The organism is Bacillus sp. AFS018417 (assembly GCF_002560985.1).
Lineage (GTDB): Bacteria > Bacillota > Bacilli > Bacillales > Bacillaceae_G > Bacillus_A > Bacillus_A rhizoplanae.
The window spans coordinates 1-21,392 of the sequence record NZ_NTTM01000044.1 but is presented as its reverse complement, the minus strand read 5'-3'; the positions used below and the strand labels follow the sequence as shown (position 1 = coordinate 21,392).

General features: G+C 33.0%; 19 protein-coding genes and 3 pseudogenes. 12 read left to right on the top strand and 10 right to left on the bottom strand.

The annotated features are described in order from the left end of the window. Positions 1 to 212: 212 nt before the first annotated feature. The 3 genes and pseudogenes from CN326_RS17555 to CN326_RS17550 all read left to right on the top strand — a co-directional run. Entirely contained in the window at positions 213 to 1,037 is an 825-nt protein-coding gene (locus CN326_RS17555) for a hypothetical protein (RefSeq protein WP_098310263.1), read from the top strand. A 243-nt stretch (positions 1,038 to 1,280) separates the two neighbouring features. Next, positions 1,281 to 1,472, top strand: a pseudogene (locus tag CN326_RS25595) (IS4 family transposase); the annotation flags it as partial. Next, a pseudogene (locus CN326_RS17550) lies at positions 1,470 to 1,862 on the top strand (IS4 family transposase); the annotation flags it as partial. The pseudogenes CN326_RS25595 and CN326_RS17550, both read left to right, overlap by 3 nt. 397 nt (positions 1,863 to 2,259) lie before the next feature. Here the strand turns inward: CN326_RS17550 and CN326_RS17545 are convergent. Beyond that, positions 2,260 to 3,396 carry a YheC/YheD family endospore coat-associated protein gene (locus CN326_RS17545; protein ID WP_098310261.1) on the bottom strand — a complete coding sequence of 379 codons (1,137 nt, stop codon included), beginning with the start codon at positions 3,394 to 3,396 and terminating at the stop codon, positions 2,260 to 2,262. A gap of 372 nt (positions 3,397 to 3,768) precedes the next feature. Here CN326_RS17545 and CN326_RS17540 point away from each other — a divergent pair, with 372 nt between their 5' ends. The 4 genes from CN326_RS17540 (at position 3,769) to CN326_RS17525 (ending at position 8,582) form a co-directional block, all read left to right on the top strand. Next, complete coding sequence (locus tag CN326_RS17540) at positions 3,769 to 4,881, top strand: YheC/YheD family protein (RefSeq protein ID WP_098310260.1); 1,113 nt, start codon at positions 3,769 to 3,771, stop codon at positions 4,879 to 4,881. Positions 4,882 to 5,316: 435 nt separating this feature from the next. After that, positions 5,317 to 6,204 carry an N-acetylmuramic acid 6-phosphate etherase gene (murQ, locus tag CN326_RS17535; protein WP_098310259.1) on the top strand — a complete coding sequence of 296 codons (888 nt, stop codon included), beginning with the start codon at positions 5,317 to 5,319 and terminating at the stop codon, positions 6,202 to 6,204. A gap of 19 nt (positions 6,205 to 6,223) precedes the next feature. Continuing rightward, the gene (locus tag CN326_RS17530; protein ID WP_176524669.1) at positions 6,224 to 7,648 is read left to right on the top strand and encodes a PTS transporter subunit EIIC; all 1,425 of its coding nucleotides are present in this window, start codon (positions 6,224 to 6,226) and stop codon (positions 7,646 to 7,648) included. An 82-nt stretch (positions 7,649 to 7,730) separates the two neighbouring features. After that, entirely contained in the window at positions 7,731 to 8,582 is an 852-nt protein-coding gene (locus CN326_RS17525) for a MurR/RpiR family transcriptional regulator (RefSeq protein ID WP_098310257.1), read from the top strand. 185 nt (positions 8,583 to 8,767) lie between these two features. Here the strand turns inward: CN326_RS17525 and CN326_RS17520 are convergent, their stop codons facing one another. Next, complete coding sequence (locus CN326_RS17520) at positions 8,768 to 9,616, bottom strand: class I SAM-dependent methyltransferase (RefSeq protein WP_255258153.1); 849 nt, start codon at positions 9,614 to 9,616, stop codon at positions 8,768 to 8,770. Positions 9,617 to 9,786: 170 nt separating this feature from the next. Next, positions 9,787 to 9,942, bottom strand: coding sequence for a helix-turn-helix domain-containing protein (locus tag CN326_RS24305; protein ID WP_141525070.1), 156 nt, complete (start codon positions 9,940 to 9,942; stop codon positions 9,787 to 9,789). Positions 9,943 to 10,422: 480 nt separating this feature from the next. Between CN326_RS24305 and CN326_RS17515 the strand changes: the two genes are divergently transcribed. The 4 genes and pseudogenes from CN326_RS17515 to CN326_RS17495 all read left to right on the top strand — a co-directional run. Next, complete coding sequence (locus CN326_RS17515; protein WP_255258152.1) at positions 10,423 to 11,790, top strand: beta-propeller fold lactonase family protein; 1,368 nt, start codon at positions 10,423 to 10,425, stop codon at positions 11,788 to 11,790. Between the two features lie 169 nt (positions 11,791 to 11,959). Then, the gene (nadD, locus tag CN326_RS17505; RefSeq protein ID WP_176524668.1) at positions 11,960 to 12,661 is read left to right on the top strand and encodes a nicotinate (nicotinamide) nucleotide adenylyltransferase; all 702 of its coding nucleotides are present in this window, start codon (positions 11,960 to 11,962) and stop codon (positions 12,659 to 12,661) included. Between the two features lie 52 nt (positions 12,662 to 12,713). After that, entirely contained in the window at positions 12,714 to 13,535 is an 822-nt protein-coding gene (gene nadE, locus CN326_RS17500) for an ammonia-dependent NAD(+) synthetase (protein ID WP_098310256.1), read from the top strand. 345 nt (positions 13,536 to 13,880) lie between these two features. Next, positions 13,881 to 14,249, top strand: a pseudogene (locus CN326_RS17495) (helix-turn-helix domain-containing protein); the annotation flags it as partial. Between the two features lie 970 nt (positions 14,250 to 15,219). Here CN326_RS17495 and CN326_RS25180 read toward each other — a convergent pair. The 7 genes from CN326_RS25180 to CN326_RS17455 form a co-directional block, all read right to left on the bottom strand. Beyond that, positions 15,220 to 15,486: a hypothetical protein gene (locus tag CN326_RS25180; protein ID WP_253629578.1), complete on the bottom strand. Its 267-nt coding sequence runs from the start codon at positions 15,484 to 15,486 to the stop codon at positions 15,220 to 15,222. A 304-nt stretch (positions 15,487 to 15,790) separates the two neighbouring features. Continuing rightward, complete coding sequence (locus tag CN326_RS17485; RefSeq protein ID WP_098310254.1) at positions 15,791 to 16,087, bottom strand: hypothetical protein; 297 nt, start codon at positions 16,085 to 16,087, stop codon at positions 15,791 to 15,793. 242 nt (positions 16,088 to 16,329) lie between these two features. Next, positions 16,330 to 16,572, bottom strand: a complete 243-nt coding sequence (locus tag CN326_RS17480) for a hypothetical protein (protein WP_098310253.1) — start codon at positions 16,570 to 16,572, stop codon at positions 16,330 to 16,332. 502 nt (positions 16,573 to 17,074) lie between these two features. Then, positions 17,075 to 17,488, bottom strand: a complete 414-nt coding sequence (locus CN326_RS17470) for a DnaJ family domain-containing protein (RefSeq protein WP_098310252.1) — start codon at positions 17,486 to 17,488, stop codon at positions 17,075 to 17,077. A gap of 21 nt (positions 17,489 to 17,509) precedes the next feature. Further along, complete coding sequence (locus CN326_RS17465; RefSeq protein WP_098310251.1) at positions 17,510 to 18,703, bottom strand: alpha/beta hydrolase; 1,194 nt, start codon at positions 18,701 to 18,703, stop codon at positions 17,510 to 17,512. A 216-nt stretch (positions 18,704 to 18,919) separates the two neighbouring features. Continuing rightward, complete coding sequence (locus CN326_RS17460; protein WP_098310250.1) at positions 18,920 to 19,366, bottom strand: NUDIX domain-containing protein; 447 nt, start codon at positions 19,364 to 19,366, stop codon at positions 18,920 to 18,922. A gap of 243 nt (positions 19,367 to 19,609) precedes the next feature. Then, positions 19,610 to 20,458, bottom strand: coding sequence for a patatin-like phospholipase family protein (locus CN326_RS17455; RefSeq protein WP_098310249.1), 849 nt, complete (start codon positions 20,456 to 20,458; stop codon positions 19,610 to 19,612). 202 nt (positions 20,459 to 20,660) lie between these two features. Here CN326_RS17455 and CN326_RS17450 point away from each other — a divergent pair, with 202 nt between their 5' ends. Then, positions 20,661 to 21,038 carry a PH domain-containing protein gene (locus CN326_RS17450; protein WP_098310248.1) on the top strand — a complete coding sequence of 126 codons (378 nt, stop codon included), beginning with the start codon at positions 20,661 to 20,663 and terminating at the stop codon, positions 21,036 to 21,038. The last annotated feature ends 354 nt before the right edge of the window (positions 21,039 to 21,392 follow it).

The window sequence follows — 21,392 nt, the reverse complement described above, 5'->3', positions numbered from 1 at the left end:
TTGGAATTCCGTTAGCAAGTGTTACTCTCATAGTGTTATATAAAACATAACTGGATTGCTGGATCGGATTATTCGAGCACAAGTGGATAGATATTGGGAATGGTCTAGTAAAATTGTGTATTTAGATCCCTAAATGTTTATTTTGAAGATACTTTATGATTAGGTACATAAAATTAGTTTTTCTCACAATTAATAAAATCGAGGTAGAAGAAATGAAAAAACTTTCAGCATTCATGTGTATTTGCCTACTCTTACTAGGGGCATGTGAACAAAAAGAAACGAATACATCTAAGAATCAAACAGAAAAGCAACAAGAATCCCATACATCGAAACAAACAGAAAAACAACAAGAGTCTCATGCATCAAAACAAAAAGATGTATTTGCAGCTACTCGAACAGCTTTATCAGCAAAGACAAAAATGAATATATTCTTACCAACAGAAATCCCTCTGTCTAATGAAAACAAGTTTTTATCTGCATACACAGAAGGTCAAGATAAAAATTACACTGTTACATTTTTTGAAAGCAATAGCCCATTACCTGTCGATTCCGCTGCACTTTCGGATTCTAATCAAGCTAAGCAAATTGCAAAACTTTTTGTCCAACAGTATGAGACAAAGGAAGAAGCGGGTAAAAGTTTATGTTCAACGTTTGCATTAAATCCTGATTACGATAAAGGTATACCAAGCAATGATGATCCTAGCGGAATAGATTTAGGATATGGAGTCAAAGGTTTTACCGATGGGGCAGCAGGAACGATGTATTTGAATGCTGTTAAGGATCATTGGGCAATTTTCGTAAAAAGTCCATCGGCAAATAAAGATGACAATATACCTGTAGCAAAATCCATAGTGAAGCAATTAGAGAAAGAGCCACTACCAACTCCAGACTCTTACGCAGTTATAGAAGTGGATACGAGACAGAAACAAAACCGTGTATATTGGCAAAATGGAAATACTTTATATGGGATAGAAACAAGCGGCGCTATCCAAGATGCATTATCTATTGCCGCTCACTTTGAGTCTACGTTTAAGTGATTAACAAATGTATTTGCTCAATTAAGTGGATAAAAGGATCTAAAAAGGTCATTGACCTCTAATCAATTTAGTAAATATATTTCTGGGATAAAAAATAACCAATTGTTTATCAAAAAAGAGTCTTAATTATTAAGACTCTTTTTTTGTGTATTTAGCATAGCAGTGTAAACAAAATAATATCCATGTAGAAAATGAAAAGATCATCAAGCAATAAACCTTCACAAAGTGTTGATGTAAATAGATATGAACTTATCGATTTTTGATGAACTAGAATTGTTTTCTAAAGAGTTACAACGATATATGTCACCTGATGCCTTAGAGCAATTAGTTAAAAATGTAGGATTTGTTAAACGAAAAAGTAAATACCGCGCACAAGATTTAGTGGCCCTATGTATTTGGTTAAGTCAAAACATAGCTCATACTTCATTGACACAATTTGAACTTATCTTTAAAACATGGAAATTATTTTTTCGTATTCATCAGTGTAATTCTGTAAAATTAGAACGACTAGAATGTCATTTATATGGACAATTAATTAGCATCCTTCTTTGTTCATCCACCATGTTTCAAATGCGTCAATTACTCCTCATCAAGAAGAAACGAAAATTAAGCGAATATAAAGCGATTTATATCATAAAAGATTATTTTCCACTTCTTTATCAGGCTCTACAAAAAGACACCCAAGAGATATCAAAGATACTACTTCGTCTGTTCAATCTTCTACAGAGAAATGGGCGAAAATCCCATAGGTATGAGAAGAAAACAGTCTTTGATATCTTAGGTGTAGTATACAAATTTTCTATTTCTCACAATCATGTAGCATAATCCAAAAAATTGAAACCCGATAAGGTTTATTTGGTATGCAAATCTTTAAAGAACTTACACTGGATCTTTAGAAAAAAGAAAAAATCTCACCTGAAATTAAACTTATATAATCTTAGCTTGATGGGCATGGGGGTCCGCCCACATTTTAACGAAAATATATGCTAAGCAAACTTCGACATAAAATGAGCCGAGTATAAACTTTTTTATAAAAAAGTTTGATCATTTCAATGAGCCTTATTCCACAAAAGAACCCTTTACTTTAAGTACAAATCTTCATTTAGTAGTAATATCATATATCCTCATTCCTGTTTATTATTCAAATATTTCTACTAAGCTGCTAAACTTTAGGGGAAAGTGATGATTGGACAGGACCGCCATAAAAAATCGAAACGTGATTCTAGTTGCTCCTTTCTAGTTGGCTAGAAGATAGGAATTTTGCATACTCTAATGGATTAAGGAATGCCCGGTCAATCGTTTGTTCATCACAAGACCATAATGACTTCTTTCCTGGCTTAATATTACATTCAAAAAGAAATAAAGAACCTTCTTTATCAATCCCAATATCAATGCCCATTTCTCCATAGCTGCCATAGGTCAATTCAAGCTTTTCAAAAATGTTGAAAAGTAATCTCTCTAATCTAGTTTTCAAACTACATATTTCTTTATCCGAAAATCCTAATTTTTCACGAAAGAATTCCTCAAATGGGTAAATAGATGACTTTGTCTTTGTGTTCGTAACATGTGAGTTTTTTGCACTGACACGGACCGCATGGGACACACATTCTAATTCACCCTTTCCGTTTCGTTGGACATCACATCTTAAGTCTAAAGTGCTGTGTTTATATTGTAATAAATCAATCGACTTTTGGACTATAAACTCATTACCTGCATAGAATGAATGTATAATCTGTATCAATTCTTCTAATGTACTTGCAGTCCCTTTCTTTAACTTTCCTTTTATAAAATATTTATATTCATAGCAGTTAGTTTTTTTGGTTACGTATATTATCCCGTTTCCATTATTTTGTCTGAATGATTTTAAATAAAGACTTGAAGTATCTTTTAACATATTAACTAAATCACTTTCATTTTTATACAATATTGTTTCAGGCAGATGAGGACGTATTTCTTCATATTTATATAATTCTTGGCAGGAATACCATTTATTATAAAAATGATTAGAGTTTATTTTTGTTATACTCATTTTTTCGATCGTTTCCCTGACTTTTTGTACATCTTTATCATTTTTGGATTCTCCTCTCCGGTTGTAATATACATCAGGAAATGGGAATTCAGCAACAGTCCACTTGCTTGTTTTAATATTATAATAGACCCCTTTAATTTTTTTTTTGCTATATTCCACATCTCTTTCTGAAAAAAAATACAGGTTTGTTTTGGCTATATTATTCATTTTTTGGAGCCTGTTATTATTGCGGCCTACTTTTTGTTTTTTTAATAAGTTTATGACACTCCATGTAACATGTACGCCAATAAAGGGGGAGTTGTTATCTGACTCATATTCATTCACTTCCATATTTATCACCTTCTTATATTAATAAGTTTATGACACTCCATGTAACATGTGCACCAATAAAGGGGAAGTTGTTATCTGACTCATATTCATTCACTTCCATATTTATGTTTAATCTCTAAGCTTATATTATAGTTTTTACTTTAAACCGCAACGGCACCTATCCAACTAAAAAGAAATAATTCTTTTGATCCGCAGCAGCTTCTCTTAAGTACTTTTTTGTATTTATGGAAATTTTACTCTTCCTTTTTCTTAAACAAAGATTCTGGCTGAATTTTTTACCAGTTGCTGAAATAACAGCAGGTTGTAAGCCGTTACAGATAAAAACAGAACTACATAAATATATATATAATTTTGTGAAAGGATGTTAAAAAAATGTGCGTACCTCACATAGAAAACCTTCCAAAACCGATAATTGGTGTTTTTATGAATTCTAAGACTAAACTATTTAAAAAAGGTCCCTATAACGGTTACAATTTACTAAATAAAGCAAATGAACGTACTAAGGCTACTTTATATTTTTTTACAAGAAAAAATGTTGACATAGATAGGAAACTCATTAATGGTTATGTTTATGACAAAGAAAATGGCCAATGGATTCAAAAGGTTTTTCCATATCCTGATGTTGTATATAATAGAATTGTGCAAATGGACAACATGAAATACAAGTATATTAGAGATAGTTTTCGAAAAGAGAAGGTTATCTTTTTAAATCCAGTCGCACGTTTAGATAAATGGGACCAGTATAAGATTTTTAACGAAAATTATACCCTTAAAGAATATCTTCCTGACACAGTCTCTTTTTCAGAAGAAAATTTAAGGACAATGTTAAACAGGTACAAAGAGGTTTATGTAAAGGGTACTGTGAGTGGACAAGGCAGACATGTAATCCAAGTTATCCAAACCCTTGATAATAAATTTCAGTGCAGATATTACGAAAGTGAATTAATAACATATACTACTGATAGTCTGGTCAAAGTTATAAAAAGATTAAAAAAAAGATTAAATGGAAAAGAAGCAATCATCCAGAAAAAAATTGAATCGCTAAATAGAAAAATTGATTTGAGAATAGAGATACAAAGAAATAAACACAATAATATTGAAATTGTCGGAGCAGCAGTCCGTGTTGGTGATAAAAAAGTTCCTATCCTAAATACACGTTCTCAGCCAACGATATATAATTTAGAAGAATTCTTTTCGGAACAACTGTATTATTCAAGAAAAGAGTTGCAAAGTTTACAACAGGAATTAACTACATTAGTAAAAGCAGTTTTTCTGACTTTAGAAGAAAAATACGGAACTTTCGTTGAAATGGGTATTGATATAATGTTAGACCAAAACCATGATTTGTACCTGATTGAAAGTAATTCTACCCCAGGACGTAAATCGCTATATCATGGATGTGGTTCAGAAAGCGTCTCTAAAGCGTTCTCTAATGTTCTGGAATATATAAAATGGTTGACCCAGGATAAATTGAACGGTAGCTAAATGACATACAAGGATACCACTTACCTTTTTCACAAAAAAATAACATAAAAAACCTCCAGTTATTGATGGAGGCTTTGAAAGAATTGAAGAAATTTTAGTATAGGTGGATAAGAGCACTGAACAAAAACATTGTCCTCTAATCGACTTAGTAGGTATATTTCTGTTTTAAAAAGTAATCTAGAAAAAGAAATACCTATTATTTATCAAAAAAGAGTCTTAATAATTTAAGACTCTTTTTTGAGCATTTAGCATAGCAATATAAAATAAATAGTATCCATAGAGAAGATGAAACATCATCGAGTACATAGATATTATTCCTTACATTTTGAAATTAAATTTCATAACATCAATAAAATATTGAAATTATATTTCATTGATGTTATGCTGTAACCAACAAAAGAAAGCGGTTTCAATAAATGAATGAGGGTGAGAATTATGCTAGAAAATTTAACAACCGAAACACGTAATAAAAAAACAATGAATTTAGACGAAATGTCAACAATTGATCTTTTAACAATCATGAATGAAGAAGATGCACAAGTCGCAGAAGCAGTGAAACAAGAACTTCCACAAATCGCAAAAGCAGTTGAAGCGATTGTTGCAGCAAAAAGAAAAGGCGGCCGCTTAGTATATATAGGTGCTGGAACTAGCGGACGTATTGGTTTGTTAGATGCGGTTGAATGTCCTCCAACATTCGGAACAGATCCAGAAGAAGTAATTGGATTAATCGCTGGTGGTGAAAAAGCCTTCATTAAAGCAGTAGAAGGTGCAGAAGACAGTAAAGAATTAGGTATTCAAGATTTAAAAAATATTAATCTAACAAACAAAGATATTGTAGTAGGAATTGCAGCAAGCGGCCGAACTCCATACGTTATTGGTGGATTAGAATATGCAAATTCAATAGGCACACAAACAGTCGCAGTATGCTGTAACAAAGGATCAGCAGTAGGAAAAGTCGCAAACATTGCCATTGAAGTAGTAAACGGACCAGAAGTATTAACTGGTTCAACTCGCTTAAAAGCGGGTACATCACAAAAATTAATTTGCAATATGCTTTCAACAGCCTCTATGGTAGGAATCGGTAAAGTGTACGGGAATTTAATGGTTGATGTTCAACTAACAAATGAAAAGTTAGTAGAGCGCGCAAAGCGTATCGTGATGGAAGCAACATCTTGCGATTATGAAACAGCTGAAACCTACTTAGTAAAAGCAGATAATAAGCCCAAAATCGCGATTATAATGATTTTGACAGGACTTTCAAAAGAAGGAGCAATGAAGAAATTAGAAGAAAGACAAGGATTTGTTAGACAAGCATTAAAATAACCGAAAAGAGGGAGACATGATGAACAAATATCATAGCATGGCATCTCAAATTTTAGATGCGGTTGGTGGTAGCGCAAATGTTTCAACATATACAAACTGTATGACACGTCTTCGTGTTACACCTGTAGATCGTGATTTAATTAATGAAGAAGTATTAAAAAAGATTGATGGGGTTCTTGGTACTGTTGATGATGAAACATACCAAATTATCCTTGGACCAGGTGTTGTAACAAAAGTAGCAGAACAATTCGGCATTGTGTTAGCAGAGAAAAAAGGACAAGGTGGTTCTTTAAAAGCTTCTTCTGCAGAAGAACTACAAGCAAAAGGTGCAGACATCAAGGCAGAATTAAAGAAAAAGAATAATACACCTTTTAAAAATTTTTTAAGAAAAATTGGAAGCATTTTCATTCCTCTTATACCAGCATTCGTTGGAGCAGGGTTAATTGCTGGTATTGCTTCTATTCTATTAAATAATATTACAGCAGGCAATTTAGACAAAGAAACTTGGGGACAATATGTAACAGTTTTAAATGTGATAAAAAATGCACTTTTTAGTTATTTAGTAATTTATGTCGGCATTAATGCGGCAAAAGAATTCGATGCAACGCCAGCACTTGGTGGAGTAATCGGTGGTATTACCCTTTTAACTGGCATGACGCCAGAAAATCCAATTCCTAATATCTTTACTGGTCAGCCGTTATCACCAGGACAAGGTGGAGTTATTGGGGTATTATTGGCTGTTTGGATCTTAGCATTTGTAGAAAAGAAATTACGTAAAGTGATTCCCGATGCAATTGATATTATTGTGACACCTACAATCGCATTATTAATAGTAGGACTTGTAACCATTTTCTTGATTATGCCGTTTGCAGGTTTTGTTTCAGATAACTTAATTGGTGCTATCAATTGGGTATTATCACGCGGTGGTGCATTTGCAGGATTTGTACTTGGTGCATCATTCTTACCACTTGTTATGTTAGGATTACACCAAATATTAATACCAATTCATATTGAAATGATCAATACAACAGGTATGACACAATTACTTCCTATTCTTGCGATGGCAGGTGCTGGGCAAGTTGGTGCAGCAATCGCATTATGGATTCGCTGCCGTAAAAATAAATCTTTAAGAAATGTAATCAAAGGTGCACTCCCAGTAGGAATTCTCGGAATTGGGGAACCGTTAATTTACGGTGTTACACTACCATTAGGCCGTCCTTTTATCACCGCATGTATCGGTGGAGGTATTGGAGGAGCGGTCATCGGATTACTTGGTAACGTTGGTGCAATTGCTATCGGACCATCTGGTGTAGCATTAATTCCTTTAATTGCTGGTGGAGTATGGTGGAAATACGTCATTGGATTATTTGCAGGTTACATCGGTGGGTTTATCGTAACCTATTTCTTTGGTGTACCAAAGGAAGCGATGACGGAACAAGAATAATATATCTTAAAAAGTACGATTAGACTTTTGGTCAATCGTACTTTTTTTGTATAATAAGAACAAATGAAAAGGGGCTGACAGAGTGAAAGTGAGCAGTATTCAATCTCAAATTAAGTTAGTTTTGAATGAATTACCTGTATCTGAAAAAAAGGTAGGAGAATACATTCTGCTACATGCTAAAGACGTCACAAATATGACTATACATGAATTAGCAAAAGCGGCAGAAGCAAGTAGCGCAGCTGTTATTCGCTTTTGTCGTTCTTTAGGAATATCAGGATTCCCAGCTTTAAAAATGCGTTTATCTGCAGAAGTAGAACACATTCGACATGTAGGATATTTAGATATTGAATCAAACGAAGAAGTGCAATCAATTATTGAGAAAACAGTCTCTAATACGGTACAAACATTTCATGACACTGCTAGTCAACTAGAACCAGAATCTATTGAAAAAGCAGTAGATATATTACATAATGCAGATGTTATCTATATTTACGGAGTAGGAGCATCATTCCTTGTCGCTGAAGATGCTGCACAGAAGTGGAATCGCGTAGGAAAAAAAGCATATGCTATTTCAGATCCTCATGTATTGGTAATGACAATGGCAACACAATCAGAAAGCGCAGTATTTTGGGGAATTTCTTATAGTGGAGAAACAAGAGAAGTGATTCAGTTAGTGAAAAGCGCAAAAAAATTTGGGATGAAAACCATTGGTCTTTCTCGTATAGGAAATAATAAACTTTCACAAATGGTTGATGTTTCTTTATTTACAGCTCGTGCTCCAGAAGCTGAGCTTCGTAGCGGTGCAACAAGTTCTCGTTTTGCACAATTATTTGTAGTAGATGTAGTATTTTTTACATATGCCTCTTCTCAATATGAATTTACAGTAAAACAACTAAAAAAGACAAAACAAGCGATTCAGGATCTTTATGATTAATAAAAGGTGCGAAATATATAGTTTTTTATAGTAACGGCAGCAAGGTATTATCCTAGAAGAGGAACCCGAGATTCAAATTGTTAATAAAGAAAGAAGATGAGTCTTATTGTAGACATTCATCTTCTTTATATTTATACCAGATATTTGTCAACACTCACTGCTATATTTGTTTTTTAATAAAACACTTAGTTATCTTTCTTTTTTCCTATGTAAAGTAAGTGAGAAGATACTCCTAAAACGTGAGGATTGGTTGCTGTTTCTTTTAATAATTCAATAAGTTGAGTGAACTCATCTTTTCCACGATTTTTCCAGTATTCCCATTGCTCTTTTGATAAAAGAGTACCTATGTTAGATGAACCGATAAGATTTAATGTCTCAAAGCCATAAGACTCCATAAAAGGTTTTATGTCTTCAATATTAAAGTAATAAGCTCCTGTAAATCGTCCTTCGTCACTATGATTAAATTCACCCGTACGGATAAATTGCTGAATGGAATCCATGTTATCATTCGGTTTCCACGTCTGAGGATATAGCAGCGATGAAAGAACATGCTTAATTCTTGGCATAAAAGCTACGTAAACAATCCCATCGTTCTTTGTGACTCTATATAATTCTTTAATTGCTAAATTACGGTCTTGCTCTGATTGTAAATGATACATAGGTCCCATCATAAGAGAAGCATCGAACTGCTCGTTTTCCAATAAAGTAAGACTTCTTGCATCTGCAGCATGAAAACCATCAAACCGGTCAGATAAACCTAGTTCTCTTGCTTTATTTTCACCAACCTCAACTAATCTAGGCACAAGATCAGTTAATGTAACTCTATATCCTTGTTCAGCCAATTTCATAGCATATTTACCAGGTCCAGCTCCATTATCTAGTACTTTCCCTGTCTTAGGTAAATATTTTTGTATATAGTGCCAATTAACCTGAAATTCTAATGGTTCACGATCAAGACGTCCCCACTCATCAAAGGTAGAATAATACTCAACAACCTTATTTACCTCTGTTTTCAAAGAGTTTTTCATATTCATTATTTTTATCGCTCCAATCAATATGTACTAATTGATATATTTTCGATTTAAAATTTTAAAGTCCTTCTAACAATTCAAAACTCCAATGTCCTTAATTTTTACAAACATTTTCTTCAGCAAAAAGGGGAGTTATAGAAGTAAAATACAAAAACACCTAAACTATGAATGAACTATGCTACAAATTTAAAAAGAGAAGCTAAAGAGAGGGGGATGTCTAAGCTGGCAATAGGCTGGCTGATTGTGGATTGAGTCACATGAAGATTCCGTGCAGCTATAGTCAGAGAACCGTGTTTTGTACCTTCAACAATATAGTAATTATTAAACATTAATGGCTGCATCCCTTTTCGAATATTAGTAGCACTTACTTACAAATTAAAATCTTTAATTTTATTTAATTATAATTTATAAGTATAATCAAAACGGTAATAATATTTATAAAATTTAAAATATTTACGATATAGGAGGGGGTAGAATGTCATTACAAATACCTATTTGTTGGTCAACGAGTTTTTTCTAGTTTTATAGACAGTACATAATAGATATTATGTATGATTTATTATTTGAGCGGAAAATAAAATAGCTAAAATTGAAAAACCTAACTAAACCACTTGATTCGTTGGGCTTCTTTAAAAATATTTTTAAAAATCGATATTTTCTTTTATAATGTTCAAACCAATTTGTCCATCTGTACGTTTACATAGAACGAAGGGATAAAAATTCAGACACGATTACAAAAGGAGGGAATCAAAAAACGTGTAGGTGTCTTGAAGATTTATCATGCAAAAAATTTTTAACGAGGTGAAGAAATGTTAAAAAAAATGAAATTTAAAAGTGTATTGGTTGTAGCTTTGATGTTTGTTATTATTCTTCCGACTGCCATTTTTGCCTCAGTTACTGAAAAGAAAAGCCCTATGGCAGAGGAGAGCTTCGATGGCAACATCACTAACAACTCCCTCGCTATAAGTCCCGATGAGCAGATTGCGATTGTTTCAGATAGTCGCGAACAATCCATCCGTATCTATGACCTTGCTAAAGGCACTTTACGAAAGGAAATCGATGGCTTTGTCACACCGAGAAACATCGTGTTCATTAACAATGGCTCAGAGTTCGTCGTCTCGGATAGTACGCTTGGCACTTTGCGCTTCTATAACGCAAAAAGCCTAACCTTAAAGGATGAAGTCGTAGTCGGTCCAGGTGCATTCGGCACCGCTGTCAGCCCTGATGGAAAAACGCTATACGTGAACAATCAGGCACACAGTTCTGTAACTGTCGTGGACCTTGAGAAACGCAAACCAACTGCGGTCATCACTGGTTTCACCCAACCACGCCAAGGTATTACAGTCTCTCCGGACGGAAAATATGTGTTTGTAACAAACTTTAAAGGAGATAAGGTGTCCGTAGTTGATGCAGCCACTAAGAACATCGTACGTGAGATTACTGGTTTCTCTATGATTCGTGGAATCTCCGTGAGTGCTGATGGTCATACATTGTATGCCGCAAACAGCGGTCGTGACAGCATTTCCGTGGTGGACATCTCTCTAGGACAAATCGTCAACGAGGTAAAAGTTGGACATGAGCCATACGGTGCAGCCTTGTCACCCGATGGTAAATTGCTTTTCGCAAGCAACAAGGCAGACAATACTATCGATGTGATCAACGTCTCTGATAACCGTGTGATTAAAACAATCAGTGGTTTCACAGAACCCCGTCAAGCAATTGTCTTTAACCGGGAGGGAGAACGCGCTTATATCCTTAATCGGGATTTTTCCATTTCCCGTGTGAATGTAAAAGAATTATCCATCACCGATACGATCAGTGATAAGTCAAACAAATACAAGCTTCAAGTGTTAGAATCGGATGGAATCGGAAAATATTTAGCAGATGATCAAGGAATGACACTTTATTACTTCACAAAGGATGAACCAGGAGTAAGTAATTGTAAAGGTAAATGTTCTGAAATTTGGCCTACATTCCATGCGGAAAACATAGTGGCTCCTAGTGGATTTAACAAAAGCGATTTTGGAACCATCACAAGAGAAGATGGACAGAAGCAAACAACGTATAAAGGCCATCCTCTTTATTACTATTTTAAAGATACGCAGGTCGGTGATATAAATGGACAAGGCGTAAATAATGTCTGGTTTGTTTTAAATAAAAAGATTTTTGAGAAATAAACAATTGCTTCAAGTAACATAATCCGTATAAGCAAAAACCTCTTCGAAACCAAAAAGAAGAGGTTTTTGCTTTATTTTAACTTGATAGATTTTTGTCATTTAAGTGTTGAGACAACAAACTGAAGCATATTGAGGAAGTAAAACAAAAAGTTGCGGAGATGATTGGCAAATGAAAATAAATGAAATCGAATCAACTAAAAATATGGAGTACCTTCAAGAATTGAATCCAGAAAAAGATATTAGCGAACTATTTAAAAAAGGACGACGAATTGGTATATATGGTTCATCATTTGATCCTATCACAAATGTTCATTTGTGGACTGCTTCCACTGTGGCACATCGTAAAAAACTAGATTACATTATCTTTTTACCTTCTACAAACAAGCGTATCGATAAGAAAATACAAACGACCGGTGATCACCGTGCTAAAATGATTAGTTTAGCCATACAAGATAACCCGAAGTTCATTCTAGACACTCATGAATTAAACGTATTACCAGGCAAACATTATACATACTATACAATGAAGCATTTTAGGACTATATTAAAAGAAGCAGAATTGTTCTTTATCATGGGTGCAGACCTTTTAGTAGATATCGCTGATGGAAAATGGAAGATGGCTGAAGAATTAATAAGTGAAAATAATTTTATCGTTATGGCTCGCAATGGTATCGATATGCTCCAAACGATTAGTCGATCTGCTCTCCTTCGCAATTATGACGATGGTAGGTTTCAATTAATCGATAAAGGATTAGCTATGGAAATAAGTTCTACATATATACGCGAAGAATTTTCTAAAGGCGGCGAACCGCGTTACCTTCTCCCGGATAGCTGCTACTATTACATCAAAGAAAAAGGTTTGTATCAATAATAGGGATTACATTTCATATAAAACTCTAAAAACCGAAAGGGAAGATTTTGTAATGACAACTCTACAACAAAAAATCATGTCGGACTTAAACGTATCAGCAGTAATTGATCCTACTCAAGAAATTCGTAAAAGAGTCGATTTTTTAAAGGAGTATGCACTTAAAACAAGAGCAAAAGGCTTCGTTTTAGGAATTAGCGGTGGTCAAGATTCAACATTAGCTGGAAGACTCGCTCAACTAGCAGTAGAAGAACTGAGAGCCGAAGGGCATAATGTAAAATTCGTAGCTATTCGCTTACCTTACGGAGTTCAAAAAGATGAAGCTGATGCACAAGCAGCGTTACAATTCATTCAAGCAGATGAAGAACTTGCATTTGACATCAAAACTACAGTTGACGCTTTTGCAGAGCAATATAAAAAAGATGCAAAAGAGCAACTTACAGATTTCAATAAAGGAAATGTGAAAGCTCGAGTTCGAATGATTACACAATATGCAGTAGGTGGTCAAAATGGCTTTCTTGTAATTGGTACAGACCACGCAGCAGAAGCTGTGACCGGTTTCTTTACTAAATACGGCGATGGTGGTGCTGACATTCTTCCGTTGTCTGGATTAACAAAAAGACAAGGAAGAGAACTATTGAAAGCTTTAGACGCTTCAGAAAGATTGTATTTAAAAGTTCCAACAGCTGATTTATTAGATAATAAACCACAACAAGCAGATGAAACCGAGCTAGGAGTTACTTATGATGAATTGGATGATTATTTAGAAGGTAAGAAAGTAGAAAAAGAAGTAGCAGAAGCGATTGAAAAACGATATTTAGCTACAGAACATAAACGACAACTTCCTGTAACTATATTTGATGGTTGGTGGAAGTGATGAAAAGCTGCGGTTATTCCCGCAGCTTTTCTTATTTATCCTGCATGAAAATAAAGATTAGATCTCTAATTTTTATTTTTGTATGCCGTCAATCATGAGTTTATTTTTCAAAATGAATTTATTGAATATATAATCATATCAATATAATAAATTAGTGATGTAAAATCGTTATTTTTATCATTTAAGTTAAGTAAAAATAAAGGCTTTAGCATCTTTCTTATAGTTGCTAAAGTCTTTATTTTATTGATTATCTTTTTATTAACGGCAGACAGAATGTTTGTTCTTTCATATGATATAGAAGAAGATATACTCAATTTTTATATCTGTTGAAAGGGGATACTGTTAATGTGTAGAAAGGACGAAAAGAAGTCTAAATGCACGATGGAAAAGGCAGAAATGATTAAGTTATATTTAGAAGGTTCTAGCACATCAGACATCGCAAATTTAGCTAATGTTTCTTCTAGATACGTTCGCATGGTCCTAACAGATAACAATATTGAAAAGAGAGCGCGTGGAAGCTGGAAGCGTAAATATGATTTAAATGAAGATTATTTTAAAATTTGGTCTAACAACATGGCATATATTTTAGGTTTTTTCGTTGCTGACGGTGTAATAGCCAAAAACAGTCACACAGTTAGTATTTCTCAGTTACTAAAAGAAAAAAAGATTTTCTTATTGAATATCAAAAACACAATTCGATTAGCAAATCCTGTGAAAGTATCGGAATCAAAAAAACAACATTTCAAAGTTGGATAAAAAGCGATTTAGAATTTAAAAACCAATTTGAGCCCCTGACCGAAATACTCAACAAAGTTCAATGATTGATACTAAACAACAAAAAAGATTAGCGCGTTTATAGAGCAATATAGCAAACGCAATAATCTTTTTTGTATTTCATTGTTCACTCTTAAACCTCAGAAGGGAAGCCGAGATCAAAAATAGCACTTACTTAATTATAGTTGATTTATTTTTTTACAGTTAACATAATATAAATTATAGGAAGTTGTAAAATGAGAGTGGTTTCATATCTCTAAAACCAAGTAAACTATATATTTTGAGACGGAATAGGGGTTTTTGAAACAATCTATAGCATGTTCAAATAATCATTTGAAACTCCATATTTCAAATGAACCATTATGATTTCATTCAGTAAAATTTATCACAACACACAGCTGGAGAAATTTCATGCTAAATGATCAGAGCCATAATTTATATTTATATTGCACTTAAAAGTTTATTTTCTAGCTTAGTTTCAATTATACATTTAATATTGATATCTTATTTTCTAAATATACACAGAAATATGTTTTATATAAAAATGTGTCATAATTCCAACTCTAACCTATTTTTCCTTTACTCAAATTTAATCATTTTCAGTTAACATAATATATTTATAAAATATAAAAATCCTCCCTTATTTTAGGAAGAATTTTAATAAATGACTTGTATTCTATTAGATATAATTTTTTCTACAAAATCCGTATTTACTATCTTTTCTGTTTGACGAATTAAATGTAAAATGCCACTTTTTCGATTATGATAAATCACTTTACGTTCTTCATTTCGATATATTTGCACCAGTATTCCCAGTGTATCAACATCACCTTGTTGTACGTTATAACTTTGTAGCAAGACATCATTACAAATAATGTAAATCACATGAGGATTATTTGTCACGCTCTGTTTATTTCCAACAAATGTGATGGTTTGCTTGATTCAATATACTGGCTGTCCATAATAATGACATTTCTCCATGATTTTTATGATTACAATTCACAAAAAACGCCTCATAGTCGTCAAATACAATCTTTTCAGCAATTTGAAATGTATTTCTTGCTTTTCTAATGCTTTCTCGCAATGGTTGTATGCAGGAAAATGCTTTTTCATTTGCAATTAAAAACTTTTGTTTCGCTTGTGCTGCTGCATATTCTACTTTAAGTAATTCATACAAATCACGCTCTTCTACATAAAGAACTGTATCAAATTTTGATAAATAAGCTAAATATCACCCTTCTAAATCCTCTGTAAGACGCATTTCTTTTGCGATTACAATCTGTGACTAAGATAGGAATATCTTTTCGTATGTTCAAGAAATAACGTCGCTTTATGCTGATAAAAAGCTTTCTCGTGAGAAGAAATAACTGACGTATCATATAAGAACACATGGCCTTTCTTTAAAATACTCTCTATACTCTCTTCAATGTCTGTAATGAAGTGTGTTTATTGTTGGATAAAACTTTTTAGTTCTGAAGATGTCACTCTGCTGCCTCTCCCTTCATTTTATGGAAATACCCAATAACTTCTTCAAGAACTTGTTGGTTAGCTTGTTGTGCTGTATAAGGTAAAGTATACTGATTCATTAACTTTTCTAGTTTTCCAAAGTTCACAACATTACTTCGTTCAATCATATAAGGATCTAACCCAAGAGCTTCAAATTCTCTATGATAATCAATTGTTTTATCAAAATATGTTTCCAATGTTTTTTCATCAATTAGGTACAATTTATAGAGACGAATAAGAGTTGCTTTGTACGGCGCCTGAAAACGGCTCATACAAAGAAGAATCTTTGTTAATGTAGTTTCAAATTCATTTTCTGTATCCGTATAAAAAGCATTTAACTCATGTTCATCAATTAATAGAACCTATGCAAAATAATCAGCTTTTTGTTCAGATTGATTTTTATCAAGGTCTACATGAATAATATGTAATTGCTGCTTAAGCTATTGAAATGAAATAAGATGATACAGTTCATGAAGCAGACTAAAATTTTGATAAATTCGAGATTGATACGTATTCACATAGCAAATATACTTATCCGTATTTGTAGAACGAATAAAACCACCCAAAGACTGATCTTGAATTGGTGCTTCAATGAAAAAATGTTGTGTAGAAATATATTTTTTGCACCTTCAATCATTGTCCAGCCTCTTGGGTGGTAATGCTGTAAATACTTTTTCATTAAATTTTCTACTTCAGACTTTATCTTTTGATTTTCTTCTAAAATTTGCGGAAGATCTGCAAACGAAAGCTCAGGCATGTGAATCACCTCTATCATAAATTTCAAGTAAGTCACAAATTTTTGTTANNTGGCTCTTGATTCAAATGATGAAACGAATCGTTCATAAAAAACGTTTGTTCATGACCTAAAGTATTAGCTAGTTTAGCCGCAAAATCATAAATACCATTCATTTGTTTTCCATTTAGATAGTCAGAGAAATTTGACTCAGACATGTTCATACATTTCGCTAAACGTTTTCTTTTTAAACCTTCTGCTTCAATATATTGATTTATATTACGAAAAATAATAGATTCTGAATGCCTCTTCCTCACTTCCGTCCTAATAGTACACTTCGTTATATATGTTTATCCTACCTTTAACGCACATGAAAAATCCATTTAAAGAGAATTCTTGTAAAATTCATTTTCATAAACAATTAATTTCCTCAATAATTGATCATAAAAATCCGTTTATAACGACTTTTTCTACTAAAAATACTCTTTCCGAGTTTATTCTCAAAAAGAGTATCGATCATCCAATATTAACTTGGTTTACTTATTTTCATTTTTTGTGCTGATGGTGGACAAGTTAAATTGTGCTCGTAAATTTTTTTATTAATGATTTCAACCATTACAGCACATCCTTCCTTCTCCATGCATGTATGCAATTTTTCCTTTAACGCATCAATTTCTTTCGAAAGTTCAATCCACCTCGGTAATATATGATTATCTTTCATTGTCTTATATAGTTGTTTTTCTGGATTATAAGAGAGACTTTTATCAATTTGTAGCGGCTTTCCTTTTCCTACTAAATCATCAAATACGCCTTCTTTTTGAGAACGTTTAATAATAGAACTAATATGATCTTCGTACGTATATGACCAAACTTTCTCATCTTTCACTAAAATTTCTTGTTTCTTTAATGCCTTATCTATTTCTTTTTCTCTATCCTTCATATGTTTTCTCCTCCCTTTTTATTATTTCATAGGTATTTTAAATTGTTGTAAGGATACTAATCCTTGAGCAAACTGTCTATGCCACCACAATTCATCGTGACCACCAGGGAATTCAACATAAGTGCTTTGATACTCTTTTTCTTTAAGTACTTCTGATAACTTCCTATTTGCTTCTAACAATGGCTTATTTTCCAACTCCCCAGCACTCATATAAATTTGTAATGGTAATGTGCTGCTTCTTTTAAATTGATTTTCAATCCAAGGGTGTGATTCTGCGTAATCTTCGTTTTTCCAATGTACAGAACCAGACATTGATAAAACGTTTCCAAAGAGATCTGGATATCGCAATGCTGTATAAAAAGCTGCTAAACCACCGAGACTGAATCCGCCAATTGTTATATGATACGGATTTGCATTAACATGATATCTTTGTTGGAGCCACGGAAGTAGCTCTTTTGTTAAAAACATATTCATTTCCTCGTAAAATGTGAGTTCTGTAAATCGATCTACATGATCAATGCCAATTAGAATACACGGTGGAATTTCCTTTGTATGTATAAGATGATCTAGTGTTGCAGCTGCTGATAACGTCTGCAGCATAGAACTGCCATCAAACATGATAAGAAGGTCATAAGGAGCTTGTTCAGGTGAGTAATTATGCGGAGTATATATCCAAAGTTGTCGTTCATTCTTTAATATAGAACTATGAAACTGATGTGTTTCTACTTTTCCTTTTGGAATATGAGTTTGTTGCTTAGTTTTATCAATTTGTGACGATAGGCCTAACTCGAAAACAGATATTGGTCCTGCTTTATGCCCAAATATTTTAGAATTCAATGGATCACGCTTATAATTTTCACTTCGTTTTACCCAATCTTGTTCAAAGTCATCATTAATTGAAAAATAATACGTCGAAGCAAACTTATCTTTTGTTCGAAATGTTTTAAACCATATGTTTGTATGTAAAAGCTTATTCATTTCATTGGCCGTCAAATCCCACCCAGGAAAACTGCCAAATACATATGCATTTTCGGTTTGTTCATCACCTAACCAAATATATGTAACAAGATGGTACTCATCATCAATTGGGCAAGTCTCCACAATAGGTGTTTCTTGTTTCTTTATGCTCTCTAAAAACAATGTAACAGCAGCAGGATTCCCTAGATTTAATTGCTTCGCCAAATCATACATAATTGGACTCATTAGTTTCTTCATTTTTTGCCTCCTTTCCTCTGTTCAACTCAATACTTATTTCAGTAACAAGTGGGTTGTTTCCTCGTTATTTACTATGGATATAGTGTATTTTTTGTGAACAAATTTTATATTTAAGACTAAATAGAATAAAGTATTCGACTATAAAAACTTTACAAACCAAAAAGGTGTTTTCTAGACGTGAAAACACCTTTTTAACATAAATCCAGTTTCAAGAATTTAAAGTGTACTAACCCAACATGTTTCTATGTCATGCTCTTGAATTTTTTTCATAAGTGTTTGTACGGCAGCATCCGGCATGACTTTATATCTTTTTAAATTTTCTTCAGTAGGTATCATCCAATAAAAATCCAGATGAGATTCTCTAGATTTAGGAGGTGTTTCCGTGTTTAATTTATCACTGTTAACTTTAAAGACATGATTAATTTCATAATGTAGTGTGTCTCCATCTTTCCACTGATTTTCAATTACACCAAGGAATTTTTCGATTGAACAAGCTGCACCTATTTCTTCTTCCCACTCTCGTATAAGTGCATTTTCGACTGACTCACCTAATTCAATATGTCCTCCTGGTAAAAAAGAATGATGCCCCTTAAAATGTGCTACCAAAAGCTTTCCGTCTTTTATAAGTACACCCCTGACAATATGGTGAAAGCGAGTTCTCATACTTTGGCCCTCCTTATTTACTCATCAGATATTAAATTCTAATGTAGGAAGTCAAATTCCTTTGCCGGTTGAATATAGATGACATCATTAAAACTATTTGTTTTTTTGTTGTAAAAATACGGTAAATGAAATTAGATTGAACGTAAATTGTTCAATCTAATTTCATTACGCTCTTATGCTTTTCATTAAAATCACCTAATCATGACCGCGATTTCAACTTTCTCCATCTAACAAAATATTATTTTACTTAATCCATTGTCTTAGCTGCTCAAATTGATTCTGAGCATCGTTATAACCAAGTTCATATAAATGAACTAATCTTTCTTTATTCCGTTCCAATCCACTTGCAGGTAACTGAACACTTGGTTGTATAACAAAGAAATTCTCTTTTTGTTTTTCTGAATAGAGATAAGATATAGTATTATTATAGATTTCATAATGCTCAACAAGACGATTTGCCACATTAGGATAATGTCGATACAACCATTTCGCAATAGACGATAGCTTATTCCGTTGTTTTTCAAATCCTGCTGGTTTCGTCATAATAACCACATTTTTTTGAAATCCATCAGCCTGCGCTTTCTGAATCGGAATTGGGTCTGTAATCCCTCCATCTAGTAACTGTTTATCATCATATTCAACTGCCGGAGCAATAAATGGTACAGAGCTTGATGCACGAATAATTTTTAAAATATCATTTCCGTGTTCATGTTTATTGTAATACACAGCTTCTCCTGTCTCACAATCAGTTGTGCCAATAACAAACTGTTCTGCCCCGTTTTGGAATGTGTGAAAATCAAATGGAACAATTTTGTTAGGTACTTCATCAAATAAAAAATCCATGCCAAACAATTCACGTTTTCGTAAAAAATTTCGAAATGAGATGTAACGTGGATCGCTTACAAGTTCCGTGTTTACTTTCTTATTTCTTCCTTTTTGACGAGATAAATACGTAGCAGCCATACAAGCCCCTGCTGAAACACCTATCACATAAGGAAAATACAACTCTTTTTCCATGAAAAATTCTAATACACCTGCTGTATAAAGTCCTTTCATTCCTCCGCCTTCTAAAACTAATCCGATATTGTTCATATATTGTCCCTCTGTCATATTTCAAATTAGTAGTGTATAAAAAGTTCTTACACAAATATATTAGCATAAGATATTATGATGAAGTATTAAATTGTTTCATTGCAATTGAAAATGAATTCTCATATCGAAAAGTAAGAATCTGCTTTTCCGTTTCATGTTACAATAAAAGAAACTCATTCTATACATAAAGGAGGACTTCATAATGGGTTTATTTAGTGGCATTTTAGGAAATGCATCTGATGCAGATATAAGCAGCGTAGAACGTGATTTACAAGCGATTATGTTAGACGATGAGCAAGTAGAACACGCTTATAAGTTAATTCGTGATTTAATTGTATTTACAAATCGCCGAATGATTTTAGTAGACAAACAAGGTATGACTGGTAAAAAAACAGAATACCATTCTATTCCATATAAAAGTATTACACAATTTAGCATAGAAACAGCTGGTCACTTTGACTTGGAGGCTGAATTAAAAATTTGGATATCAGGTATGCATGATCCAATTACGAGAGAATTTAGAAAAGACGATAGTATTTACAGCATTCAAAAAGCACTTGTAGCCTACACAACAAAATAACAATATTGTATTTTTATACAACATCTAAAGTATTTACCCCGTATATTTTGGAACGATATACATAAATTTTGATTAAAAATACAAAAAAGACTATCNNGATAGTCTTTTTTGTATTTTATCAAATTATCTCAACGTAATTTATTATTTACTAAAAAATATTGTAAAAACTTTTTTAATGATACTTGTCCAAGCCATATCTATTCTATTCCATATAATGATTGTAGTTAGATGATACTAACTAATAATTTAAACCCAATTTGGAGGGATATTGGAATGGATGATTTAAAAAAAATGATTTCTTCAACACTTAATGAAAAACAAAAGAACGAACTATTCAATATAGTACTTTCAGAT

Excerpts from the sequence above, each read along its gene's own strand:
- nadD (WP_176524668.1), top strand. The coding sequence starts at position 11,960 with ATGAAAATAAATGAAATCGAATCAACTAAAAATATGGAGTACCTTCAA.
- CN326_RS17520 (WP_255258153.1), bottom strand. The coding sequence starts at position 9,616 with ATGAATATGAAAAACTCTTTGAAAACAGAGGTAAATAAGGTTGTTGAG.
- CN326_RS17470 (WP_098310252.1), bottom strand. The coding sequence starts at position 17,488 with ATGAAGGATAGAGAAAAAGAAATAGATAAGGCATTAAAGAAACAAGAA.
- CN326_RS17450 (WP_098310248.1), top strand. The coding sequence starts at position 20,661 with ATGGGTTTATTTAGTGGCATTTTAGGAAATGCATCTGATGCAGATATA.
- murQ (WP_098310259.1), top strand. The coding sequence starts at position 5,317 with ATGCTAGAAAATTTAACAACCGAAACACGTAATAAAAAAACAATGAAT.
- nadE (WP_098310256.1), top strand. The coding sequence starts at position 12,714 with ATGACAACTCTACAACAAAAAATCATGTCGGACTTAAACGTATCAGCA.
- CN326_RS17555 (WP_098310263.1), top strand. The coding sequence starts at position 213 with ATGAAAAAACTTTCAGCATTCATGTGTATTTGCCTACTCTTACTAGGG.
- CN326_RS17455 (WP_098310249.1), bottom strand. The coding sequence starts at position 20,458 with ATGAACAATATCGGATTAGTTTTAGAAGGCGGAGGAATGAAAGGACTT.
- CN326_RS17460 (WP_098310250.1), bottom strand. The coding sequence starts at position 19,366 with ATGAGAACTCGCTTTCACCATATTGTCAGGGGTGTACTTATAAAAGAC.
- CN326_RS17485 (WP_098310254.1), bottom strand. The coding sequence starts at position 16,087 with ATGAGCCGTTTTCAGGCGCCGTACAAAGCAACTCTTATTCGTCTCTAT.
- CN326_RS17480 (WP_098310253.1), bottom strand. The coding sequence starts at position 16,572 with ATGCCTGAGCTTTCGTTTGCAGATCTTCCGCAAATTTTAGAAGAAAAT.
- CN326_RS24305 (WP_141525070.1), bottom strand. The coding sequence starts at position 9,942 with ATGTTTAATAATTACTATATTGTTGAAGGTACAAAACACGGTTCTCTG.
- CN326_RS17545 (WP_098310261.1), bottom strand. The coding sequence starts at position 3,396 with ATGGAAGTGAATGAATATGAGTCAGATAACAACTCCCCCTTTATTGGC.
- CN326_RS17465 (WP_098310251.1), bottom strand. The coding sequence starts at position 18,703 with ATGAAGAAACTAATGAGTCCAATTATGTATGATTTGGCGAAGCAATTA.
- CN326_RS17530 (WP_176524669.1), top strand. The coding sequence starts at position 6,224 with ATGAACAAATATCATAGCATGGCATCTCAAATTTTAGATGCGGTTGGT.
- CN326_RS17540 (WP_098310260.1), top strand. The coding sequence starts at position 3,769 with ATGTGCGTACCTCACATAGAAAACCTTCCAAAACCGATAATTGGTGTT.
- CN326_RS17515 (WP_255258152.1), top strand. The coding sequence starts at position 10,423 with ATGTTAAAAAAAATGAAATTTAAAAGTGTATTGGTTGTAGCTTTGATG.